This window comes from Chloroflexota bacterium, assembly GCA_023475225.1.
GTDB lineage: Bacteria > Chloroflexota > UBA6077 > FW602-bin22 > JAMCVK01 > JAMCVK01.
In genome coordinates this window covers 15,689-27,189 of sequence record JAMCVK010000007.1, presented here as the reverse complement: position 1 = coordinate 27,189, position 11,501 = coordinate 15,689, and the positions used below count along the sequence as shown (strand labels likewise).

6 protein-coding genes are annotated in these 11,501 nt (G+C 51.0%); all 6 read right to left on the bottom strand.

Translation table 11 applies throughout. The features are described 5' to 3' along the window. Nucleotides 1–92 (bottom strand): GTP-binding protein (locus tag M1136_01240; protein ID MCL5074264.1); only part of this gene is annotated, 92 nt, incomplete at its 3' end. Nucleotides 93–145: 53 nt separating this feature from the next. Next, nucleotides 146–2,221: an elongation factor G gene (gene fusA, locus M1136_01235; protein MCL5074263.1), complete on the bottom strand. Its 2,076-nt coding sequence runs from the start codon at nt 2,219–2,221 to the stop codon at nt 146–148. Between the two features lie 106 nt (nt 2,222–2,327). Then, nucleotides 2,328–2,798, bottom strand: a complete 471-nt coding sequence (gene rpsG, locus M1136_01230) for a 30S ribosomal protein S7 (GenBank protein ID MCL5074262.1) — start codon at nt 2,796–2,798, stop codon at nt 2,328–2,330. A gap of 69 nt (nt 2,799–2,867) precedes the next feature. Next, the gene (rpsL, locus tag M1136_01225; protein ID MCL5074261.1) at nt 2,868–3,317 is read right to left on the bottom strand and encodes a 30S ribosomal protein S12; all 450 of its coding nucleotides are present in this window, start codon (nt 3,315–3,317) and stop codon (nt 2,868–2,870) included. A 268-nt stretch (nt 3,318–3,585) separates the two neighbouring features. Further along, nucleotides 3,586–7,797 (bottom strand): DNA-directed RNA polymerase subunit beta', encoded by a 4,212-nt coding sequence (gene rpoC, locus M1136_01220; protein MCL5074260.1) that lies wholly within the window; start codon nt 7,795–7,797, stop codon nt 3,586–3,588. 34 nt (nt 7,798–7,831) lie between these two features. Beyond that, the gene (locus tag M1136_01215; GenBank protein ID MCL5074259.1) at nt 7,832–11,398 is read right to left on the bottom strand and encodes a DNA-directed RNA polymerase subunit beta; all 3,567 of its coding nucleotides are present in this window, start codon (nt 11,396–11,398) and stop codon (nt 7,832–7,834) included. Nucleotides 11,399–11,501 lie beyond the last annotated feature (103 nt).

The window sequence follows — 11,501 nt, the reverse complement described above, 5'->3', positions numbered from 1 at the left end:
GCTGAGGTGAGGGTGGTCTTGCCGTGGTCCACGTGTCCGATGGTGCCCACATTCAGGTGGGGCTTGGTTCGCTCAAATCTCTTCTTGGCCATTTATCCCTCTTCCTCCTTAAACTTCACTTAGCCTGATCTGAATGTCCTATCTTTTAGCCTCGTACCTTGGCTGTGATCTCCTCGCTGATTTGTTGAGGCAAGGGCTCGTAATGAGAGAACTCCATTGAATAACTGGCTCGGCCTTGAGTAATGGAGCGTAAGTCTGTTGCATAGCCGAACATCTCGGCCAATGGAGCGAGACATCGCACCACTTGATTCTCGCCTTGAGCCTCCATCCCCTCAATATGGCCTCGTCGTGAAACTAGATTGCTGATCACTTCACCAAGGAATTCCTCCGGTGTTACCACCTCAATTCTCATGACTGGCTCAAGGAGAACGGGCCTTGCTCTTTCAAGCCCACTTCTTAGGGCCATTGACGCGGCTATCTTAAAAGCTAATTCTGATGAATCTACTTCGTGGTAAGATCCATCGATCAAGATAGCGCGTAGATCAACCACTGGGTAGCCCGCGACGGCTCCTGTCTCCGAAGATTCTCTGATTCCGGCTTCGACGGCTGGAATGAATTGCTTTGGTATGGTGCCTCCCACGATTCTATCAACGAACTCGAATCCCTTACCCCGTTCTAATGGTTCAAGTTCTAACCAAACGTGTCCGTATTGCCCACGGCCACCAGTTTGTCTGATGAAGCGCCCCTCAGACCGGACGGGAAGGGTGATCGTCTCCTTGTAAGCCACCTGTGGCCGGCCGATGTTGGCTTCCACCCGAAATTCGCGTTGCATCCGATCTACGATCACCTCCAAGTGCAACTCTCCCATCCCAGAGATGATCATTTGAGCTGTCTCAGGATCGGTACGTGTCCGAAAGGTTGGATCCTCTTCAGCCAGGCGGGCCAGGGCGGTAGCCATCTTGTCTTGATCAGCCTTTGTCTTTGGCTCGATGGCTACAGAGATGACTGGCTCTGGGAATCGGATCGTCTCCAAGAGTATTGGCCGTTGAGGTGGACAGAGCGTGTCTCCCGTGAAAGTATTCTTCAGTCCAACGGCGGCAACGATATCACCGGCGTAAACCTCGTTCACATCCTCGCGGTGGTTGGCGTGCATGCGTAGGAGACGGCCGATGCGTTCCTTATGCCCTCTTGTTGGGTTCAAGACGTACGATCCTGTCTTTAACCATCCTGAATATACGCGTAGGTAGGCAAGCCTGCCCACAAAGGGGTCAGAGACGATTTTGAATGCGAGAGCAGCGAGTGGCTCATCGTCATCTGCTCTTCGCATCTCTTCCTTGCCGGTCAATGAATTTACTCCCTTAACCGGTGGGATGTCTGACGGTGAGGGCAAATAATCGACGATGGCATCCAACATCGGTTGAATACCCTTGTTGCGCAAAGCGCTGCCGCACAGAACAGGAAAGGCTTTTGACTGTAGAGTTGCCTTTCGCAAAGCTGACTTAATTTCAGCCTCGCTTATAGGCTCGCCTTCCAAGTATTTCGCTGTGAGGCGCTCATCGGTCTCTGCGATCCACTCGATCAGTTTTTCTCGTTCCTGTGTCACCATTTCTTTATACTGCTCTGGTATCTCTTGTTCGAATACCTTTACCCCAAGGTCATCAGCGTAAAGTACAGCCTTATTCTTGATTAAGTCGATAACCCCTTGGAAAGAAGCCTCGGATCCTAGTGGAAGCTGAATGGGTACCGGCTGTGCCTTTAGTCGATCCGCTATCATCTCAACAGTGCGCCAGAAGTTAGCCCCTATGCGGTCCATCTTATTTATGAAACAGATGCGTGGGACGCTATACTTGCTCGCTTGGCGCCATACCGTTTCTGATTGAGGCTGAACGCCGGCCACGGCATCAAAGACGACAACTCCACCATCGAGAACGCGTAGACTTCGTTCTACCTCTACTGTAAAGTCAACGTGACCTGGTGTGTCAATGATGTTAATACAATGGTTTTTCCAGAAGGAGGTTGTGGCCGCAGCAGTAATAGTGATGCCGCGCTCGCGTTCTTGCTCCATCCAGTCCATAACGGTAGTGCCGTCATGGACCTCACCCATCTTATATGTCTTACCTGTATAGTACAGGATTCTTTCAGTTGTTGTTGTCTTGCCCGCATCAATATGGGCGATAATTCCAATGTTTCGTATCCTCTCCAGAGGGAAGGTTCTTGGCATTTCGCTCTCCAGTTACTGTGCACCCTAGAAGCACCTTAGAAGGCCTTAACATAAATTACACAGCTAATCCCAGTTCGACAATTTCCATCGGGATGACGGCCATACATTACCAGCGATAGTGAGAAAAAGCCTTATTGGCTTCAGCCATCTTATGTGTATCCTCACGTTTTTTGACCGTGGCCCCAACGCCGTGGGCAGCATCGGTAAGCTCGACAGCGAGCTTTTCGGCCATTGTTTTCCCGGCGCGGGCACGAGTTGATTGGATGAGCCAGCGCATGGCCAGAGCCAGACGGCGATCGCCTTTTATCTCCACAGGTACCTGATAAGTAGCACCTCCCACGCGGCGTGGTTTGACCTCCAGCAATGGTGTCGCATTCTTAAGCGCCTGCTCAAAAACCTCAATCGGGTTTCTCTTCTGTTGGTTGGCGATAAGATCTAGGGCATCGTAAACGATAGACTCAGCACGGCTCTTTTTTCCACACATCATCACTTTATTGATAAACTTAGCCAACATTCTATTTTGGTATTTTGGATCTGGCTCAATCAGTCTTCTTATTACGCGAGCTCGTCTTGGCATTGGTGTTCCTCCGCACAATAAGCCTGGGGTAACGGTTAGATCGTTCCCCCTTATTTAACTCCAGTTCGACTATGATGTAGCGACCTTCTTCCTGCTCAGATCACTAGCCTTGGGAGCTTTAGCCCCGTATTTGGAACGCCCCTTGCGCCGATTGGATACCCCACTAGCGTCCATGGTGCCCCTAACAATATGGTAGCGTACTCCAGGCAGGTCCTTAACGCGTCCGCCCCGAATTAGTACTACCGAGTGTTCCTGGAGATTATGACCCTCTCCAGGAATATAGGCCGTTACCTCCATGCCATTTGTCAACCGAACTCTGGCGATCTTGCGTAAGGCAGAATTAGGCTTCTTGGGCGTGGTCGTCTTCACCTGTGTACAAACCCCGCGCTTCTGAGGCGAGCCTTTTCCCTTCGTCGTCTTATTCCGCAAAGCGTTATAGGAAAAGCGCAAGGCAGGCGCCGGCGTCTTTTTTTGCAGCTTCTGGCGACCTTTTCTAATCAGCTGATTAATAGTTGGCAACTAGAACACTCCTCCCAAAATTTCTTACATTTCCCCTATTAGAATATTAAATGCCTCTGGACAGCGCAAAGTCGAAGGATGCCCGCTGGCCTGGTGCAGGTCTTGAGTCCCTTCACGTAGGCAAGAACCACTGCACCTACTTGAGCGGCTCACTCTTCGACTTTCAACGCACACCAAATACTTATTATAGCAACCTAATGTTTAGCCTGTCAAGTTTTGCCTACCCTAGAGTTGGGACAAAACTCCAGAAATTAAGAGTAAAGCACCCTTAATCTGCGGGTCTTTCGGGTTCGTGATCTCCCTCAATTTGGGGCGTACCCCACAGGGCCTTTATGGCCTTTTCGCTGTCTAGGGCTTCAGTTTTCTTGTACCCCGTACCGGCCGGGATCAATTTGCCAATGATGACGTTCTCCTTGAGTCCCCGCAAGTGATCGATATTTCCTTGGATCGCTGCCTCGGTCAGGACACGTGTGGTCTCTTGGAAGGAGGCCGCGGCCAGAAAACTGCTGGTATTCAGAGAGGCCTTTGTCACTCCAAGCAATACCGTTTGAGCTGTGGCCGGCTCACCACCTTCGGCCAAAACTTTTGCGTTGATGTCCTCGTATGTGAAGCGGTCGACCAGCTCGCCAGGCAAAAGTTCTGTATCCCCTGGTGTATCTATCCTCACTTTGCGTAGCATCTGTCTAACGATGATCTCGATGTGCTTATCATGAATAGTCACACCCTGCGAGCGGTATACCTTCTGTACCTCTTCCACGAGGTACATCTCCACGGCCTCGCGGCCGAGGATGCGCAAGATATCTTGCGGATTAGCGATTCCCTCAGTCAGAGTGTCACCGGCGGCAACGTATTGGCCGGGCTCGACTTTAAGCCGAGCCGTAGGGGGAACGACATACTCCCGTTCTTCTCTATCCTCGTAGCGAATAATAATCTTGTTATCTTCGATCAGGACATTTCCGCTTAATGTGGCGCAGATCTCCTCGCTCTCTGTACGGGCTAGTACGGCGCCAATTTCCACCCAGTCGTCAGCATTGGCTAAAAGTTCGCATCCGGTTGGTAGGGGGAGCTCATCAGTGTACACCTGGCTGGATACGATCCGGATCTTACGGGTATCTTCGGACCGTTGGATCTCAACGATGCCATCTATTTCACTAATGATGGATTGGCCCTTTGGCACGCGGGCCTCGAACAGCTCTTCCACTCTGGGAAGTCCGCTGGTGATATCTACACCAGCAACACCACCTGTATGGAAGGTTCTCATCGTTAGCTGAGTACCGGGTTCACCAATGCTCTGGGCAGCGATAATCCCGACAGCTTGACCGGGATCCACTAACCTGCCAGTGGCTGGGCTACGGCCATAGCACTTCCGGCAGATGCCATGTTTCGCCCCGCAGCTAAGTGGAGAACGAACGAGGACACGCTTGATGTTGGCTTTGGCTATCTCTGCCACTTTATCTTCGTCTATCTCTTCGTTTTGCTCTATGATTACCTTACCCGTTGTGGGATGGATGATCCGACTTGCTGCCAGGCGCCCAAGGATGCGGTCTGTAAAAGGTTCAATGATCCCTTGCCCTGGCCGTTCCTCGATCCAGACGCCAGATGTGGTACCGCAGTCCTCCTCCCAGATAACGACGTCTTGAGCGACGTCTATGAGGCGTCTAGTGAGATAACCAGAATCGGCTGTCCTGATGGCCGTGTCTGCCAATCCCTTGCGGGCACCGTGTGTGGAGATAAAATATTCCAATACACTGAGTCCCTCTCGGAAGCTGGAGCGAACAGGCAGCTCGATGATCTTTCCCGAGGGGGCTGACATTAGTCCGCGGAAAGCGGCCATCTGGCGCAGCTGCTGCACATTGCCCTTTGCCCCGGAGCTGGTCATCATATAGATTGACCCGAAGCGATCCAGGCTCTCAGCAACTGCTTCAGTCATTTGTTCCATCGTTCGAGTCCAGACCTCTACGGCCTGATTGTAACGCTCATCATCCGTGATTAAACCACGTCTGTACTGCTTTTCTATCTCGGCGATCCTAGCATCAGCCTGCTTCAGGAGTTCGGCTCTTTTCTCTGGAATCTTGATATCGCTGATAGCTATGGTGATTCCAGATTTGGTAGCAAACTGGAATCCCATCTGCTTAATATCATCCAGCAGCTCGGCTGTTCTCTCCGTACCGTAGATACGATAGCATTCGGCGATGGTGGCCCGTAAGGTTTTGCGATCCATGGTCTCGTTCTTGAAGCGAAGACGCGGGGGTAGGATCTCGTTGAAGATTATCCTTCCGATGCTGGTTGTGATAATCTCTGTCTTGTCCGTCTCCGCTGAGGGCATACGCACTTTAATCGCGGCCTGTAGATCAATGATGCCCAAATCGTAAGCCAAGCGGGCTTCCTCTGGGCTGGAGAAGAACTTTCCTTCGCCCTTTGCCCCTGCTTTAATTATGGTCATGTAATAGCAACCAAGCACCATGTCGAGCGTGGGGGCCATAATTGGTTCCCCACTCGATGGGGAGAGCAGGTTTTGTCTAGATAACATAAGTTCATAGGCTTCTCGTTTCGCTGCTGTGGAGAGCGGCACGTGAACAGCCATCTGATCCCCATCGAAATCAGCGCCAAAAGCGGCGCAAACGAGGGGATGGATGCGTACAGCACTGCCTTCCACGAGGATAGGTTCAAAGGCCTGAATGCCCAGGCGATGCAGAGTTGGAGCGCGGTTTAGCAGGACAGGATGATCCTTGATCGCCTCTTCTAGTATATCCCAAACCTCAGGTCGAACGCGCTCAACGATGCGTTTTGCACTCTTAATATTATGGGCAAATCCATTCTCAACCAGGCGGCGCATAACGAACGGTTTAAAGAGTTCCAAGGCCATTCGTTTAGGCAACCCGCATTGATGGAGCTTCAACTCTGGACCAACGACAATAACAGAGCGCGCTGAGTAATCAACGCGCTTACCCAGCAAGTTCTGGCGGAAGCGCCCTTGCTTGCCTGAAAGCATGTCACTCAATGACTTCAATTTGTGATTACTGGCGCCAGACACGGCCCGACCACGACGTCCATTATCAATGAGGGAATCGACTGCTTCTTGAAGCATGCGCTTCTCGTTGCGGATGATGATTTCTGGCGCACCTAATTCCAGTAACCGCTTGAGACGGTTATTACGGTTGATAACACGACGATAAAGGTCATTAAGGTCAGAAGTAGCGAAGCGCCCACCGTCTAGCTGTACCATAGGGCGGAGGTCCGGTGGTAGAACGGGCAGTACAGTGAGGACCATCCATTCTGGGCGGTTACCGCTCTTGCGAAAAGCCTCGATTACGCGCAAGCGCTTAATGGCCTTTTTACGCCGTTGACCGGATCCAGAAGAGAATCGGATCTCCTTGCGGGCTTCTTCGGCCATGGCGTTCAGATCTAGGGAGCAGAGTATATCATGGATAGCCTCCGCCCCCATACCGGCCTTGAAGATGTGGCTGCATCTTTCGCTGAGTTCATGATACTGATTTTCGCTGAGCAACTGCAGTTTGATCAGAGAGGTGATCTCCCGCTTTTGATCTTCGGCCGTTTCCTGTAGCGAAGTCAGATCCTCCTGCATCTTTGAGTTGAGAGCGTCGATTTCCTGGCTGGTCGCGTAGCGCAACTGGTCTATTTCGGCGTCTATTAGGGCGACATTATTCTCCAGTTCATCCTGTATCTGACGCTCAATCTGCTCGATCCGTTCGCGGATGGTCTCTTTCAACCGCTGCAGGTGGTCTTTGGTGATAAGGCTGCCCTGCTCGGCCAAGATGGCATCGCCAAAACGGAGCTCTTCGCTGGTGCTTTGGCCCAGGAATTCCTGCATCTTGCTTTGGACAGCGGTTGCCTCATTCATCATTGTTTCAGTGCTAGCAACTAACTTATCCTGCAGCTCTTGACGTATGCTAGCTCGGCGATGTTCTAGCTCAGCTATTCTCTCGACCAGTTCTTGGTTGAGACGGTCGATTTGCTCTTGGGTATTTTTTTCAATACGATTTTGCTGGTTTGACAGATCGTACATTACTTGAGAAAGCGCTTCTTGTTTGGCCTGCTCATCCACGCTGGTGATGATGTATTGGGCGAAGTAGAGTACGCGCTCCAGGCTGCGTGGGGATAGATCAAGGAGAAGTCCAACGCGACTTGGCGTACCCTTGACGAACCAAATGTGGCTGACCGGGGCGGCTAGATCGATGTGCCCCATCCTTTCACGTCGCACTTTGGCCCTTGCTACCTCTACGCCACATTTATCACAAATAATACCCTTATATCGTACCCGTTTATACTTGCCACAGTAACATTCCCAGTCTTTGGTAGGTCCGAAGATCCTTTCACAAAACAGCCCATCCTTCTCGGGCTTGAGGGTGCGATAGTTTATCGTCTCCGGTTTAGTTACTTCACCGTAAGACCAGGATTTTATTTGCTCAGGCGAAGCCAAACTGATGCGGACAGCGTTAAAGTCATTGACTTCGAGCATCTTTCCTCCTAACGCTCTTGGTTGCCAGATTTCCCTAAGTTATACCAAACTCCAATAAAGATTCATCGCCGATGGGCATGTCTTCAGCCAGCTGAACGCTTTCCTCTTCTTCGTTAAGAACCTCAACGGCCAAGCCAAGGCTTTGCAACTCCTTTACAAGCACCTTGAATGATTCTGGGACACCAGGTTCCAAAATATTTTCTCCTTTGATTATGGCCTCGTAGGTCTTAACTCGCCCGATGACATCATCAGACTTAACGGTGAGCATCTCCTGAAGAGTGTGGGCAGCGCCATATGCCTCCAGGGCCCAAACCTCCATCTCGCCGAATCGCTGCCCCCCGAATTGTGCCTTCCCACCGAGAGGCTGCTGAGTAATAAGGCTATAAGGTCCGGTAGAGCGGGCATGAATCTTGTCTTCGACAAGGTGTACCAGTTTCATCATATAAATATTACCCACTGTAACTGGTTGATCGAAAGGTTCCCCTGTACGCCCATCATAAAGGATGATCTTACCGCTATTGGGCAAGACATTCTGGCGGATTGCCTCCTCTATGTCTGTTTCGGTTATCTCGGTGAAATTACAGGATTGACTTAGCCATAGTTTGGCCACAAGTCTTTCCGCCTCATCGTTTGACGAGGGGATCTCTTGGGCTCCCAGACGGTGCAGCCAGGCCTCCGTTAGCAGGCGCTTGATATCCTCTTCTCGTGCTCCATCGAACACTGGTGAGGCGATCCTTAAGCCCAGCATATCGGCGGCCCAGCCAAGGTGTGTTTCCAGGACTTGCCCGACGTTCATTCGGGAGGGCACACCGATAGGGTTAAGGATGATATCGACAGGGGTACCATCTGGGAGAATGGGCATGTCCTCGATGGGCAAGATCCTGGCAATAACGCCCTTATTTCCGTGTCGCCCGGCCATCTTATCGCCCTCGGCAATTTTGCGTTTCTGGGCAATGCTAACTTGGACTAACTGGTTGACCCCCGCTGGTAATTCATTGTGATTCTCTCGAGAGAACTTCTTTACATCTACGACCTTACCCCGTTCACCGTGGGGGACGCGGAGGCTAGTATCCTTGACCTCACGTGCTTTTTCACCAAAGATGGCTCGTAACAGACGCTCCTCGGCTGTCAGCTCTGTCTCGCCTTTCGGTGTAATCTTGCCCACTAGGATGTCGCCTGGGCCGACCTCGGCCCCGATCCGGATAATACCCTGCTCATCCAGATCACGCAGGGTGTCCTCTCCCACGTTAGGGATATCGCGAGTGATCTCTTCTGGTCCTAGCTTAGTGTCTCGTGCCTCAACCTCATACTTCTCCATATGGATAGAGGTGAACTTATCCTCACGAACAATCCGTTCACTAATGATAATTGCATCTTCGAAATTACTCCCCTCCCAAGACATGAAGGCCACGAGGACGTTTTGTCCGAGGGCAAGCTCACCCTGATCTGTGGACGAGCTATCGGCTAGGGGTTGGCCCTTCCTTACGCGCTGACCGAGTTCAACAATCGGTCGTTGATTGATGCATGTGCCCTGGTTAGAGCGAATGAACTTTTGAAGCTGATAGGTGTGAGGTTGTTCTTGATCATCGATAACCACTATCTCCTCGGCCGTCACCTTGCCCACTTCCCCATCGGTCTTGGAGATTATCACTTGCCCGCTATCGTAAGCTGCTCGCCATTCCATGCCGGTTCCCACATAGGGAGCTTCCGGTTTAATCAGGGGCACGGCTTGGCGTTGCATATTCGAACCCATCAGGGCGCGGTTAGCGTCATCGTGTTCTAGGAAGGGGATGAGCGCGGTGGCCACGCTGACGATTTGCTTGGGAGAAACGTCCATAAATTGGACTCGTTCTGGTGGCTCGATATAGAACTGTTGTGTGTGGCGCACCTCAACGAGCGAATCGATGAAATGGTCATCTTTATCTAAACGGCTATTGGCTTGAGCTATATAATATTGGTCCTCCTCGTCAGCCGATAGGTAGACTATTTCTTTAGAAACGAAGGGTTTAGCTTTTATTTGTTTGAAAGGTAGGGTGGCTAATCGACGGGCGAGATCTGGCGTTATCTGCTCTCCTGCGTTGGCGACAACCTCGCCATTGTTGGGATCGGTTACTTTCTCTCGTAATATACGCCCTATCGTCTGTTCGGGCTGGTTATCCACCGTGTTATAGACCCTACGGTACGGTGTCTCGATGAACCCATACTCATTGATTAAAGCGTAGGTTCCCAGGGAGCCTATGAGGCCAATATTCGGTCCCTCAGGGGTCTCAATTGGGCAGATACGGCCATAATGGCTGTGATGGACATCTCGGACTTCCATGCCGGCTCGTTTCCGGTGCAAGCCACCAGGTCCTAAGGCGCTCAGGCGGCGCTTATGGGTGAGCTCAGCCAACGGGTTTGTTTGATCCATAAATTGCGACAGTTGACTACCACCGAAAAACTCCCTCATAGCGGCGACAATGGGCCGAGTGTTGATAAGGGACGCCGGTGTAGCGGCTTCCGGATCCTGGATGCTCATGCGTTCCCTTACGACCCGCTCCATACGAAGGAGTCCAATCCGGAACTGGTTTTGGATTAGCTCGCCTACCGATCGTACCCTCCGGTTTCCAAGGTGGTCAATGTCATCTGGTTGCCCCTCGCCGTTATTGAGGCGGATTATCATCTCAATGATTTTGATGAAATCCTCTTTTGTCAGGATACGTGTAGTCAAGGGTACAGCTAACCCTAATCGTTTGTTTATCTTATATCGTCCTACCTTTCCAAGATCATATCGCCGAAAGTTAAAGAATAAGGCATCGATGAGGTTCTTAGCGTTCTCTATGTTTGGGGGATCACCAGGGCGCAAACGGCGATAGAATTCGAGTAATGCCTCGTTGGTACTTTTGGTGGTATCTCTGGCAATAGTCTCTTGGATGTAGCGATGCCCACTGGTATCGACATCTTTGAACAACTCAATTAGCTGTTCGTCCGTTCCATAGCCGATGGCGCGCAGTATGGTGGTCACCGGGATCTTGCGCTTGCGATCTACCTTAACTGAGAGAACATCCTTATTGCTTGTTTCAAATTCTAGCCATGCCCCTCGGTTTGGGATGAGCTTGGCATAACAGAGGGAGCGTCCGGTGGTGGGGTCCTCCTCGAGAGTGAAATAGACGCCTGGAGAACGGACTAGCTGACTAACGACAACACGCTCGGCACCATTAATAATAAAAGTGCCATTTTGAGTCATCAACGGGAAATCGCCCATAAAGATTTCCTGCTCTTTTATTTCCCCAGTTTCCTTCAAGGTTAGGACGGCCTTAACGCGAAGTGGGGCGGCATAAGTGATACCTCGTTCTCGGCACTCTCTCTCTGTGTACTTTGGTATCCCCAAAGTATAATCTCTAAACTCAAGTATCAAGCTCTTACGGGTGAAATCCTCAATGGGAGAAATGGCGGCAAATAGTTCCTTAAGACCTTCTTGTATAAACCAGTTGTATGAGTCGGTTTGGACACGGATGAGGTTTGGTATAGGTAGGACCTCGCTGATCCGCGCAAAGGACCGGCGTCTGTCACTCGGACGAGTCAGCTGTATTCCGAGCACAGGTATATATGAAATGGTCATGATAGCACCTCTTGACTTGCTCTATAGGCAAAGAAGATCCTATTTCCAAAGACACGGCCAATTAAATATATCATATTATTTATAAAACTGTCAAACTTTGGCC

Bases quoted from the DNA above. Each gene is read 5' to 3' on its own strand.
- rpsG (MCL5074262.1), bottom strand. From the start codon at position 2,798: ATGCCAAGACGAGCTCGCGTAATAAGAAGACTGATTGAGCCAGATCCA.
- fusA (MCL5074263.1), bottom strand. From the start codon at position 2,221: ATGCCAAGAACCTTCCCTCTGGAGAGGATACGAAACATTGGAATTATC.
- rpoC (MCL5074260.1), bottom strand. From the start codon at position 7,797: ATGCTCGAAGTCAATGACTTTAACGCTGTCCGCATCAGTTTGGCTTCG.
- M1136_01215 (MCL5074259.1), bottom strand. From the start codon at position 11,398: ATGACCATTTCATATATACCTGTGCTCGGAATACAGCTGACTCGTCCG.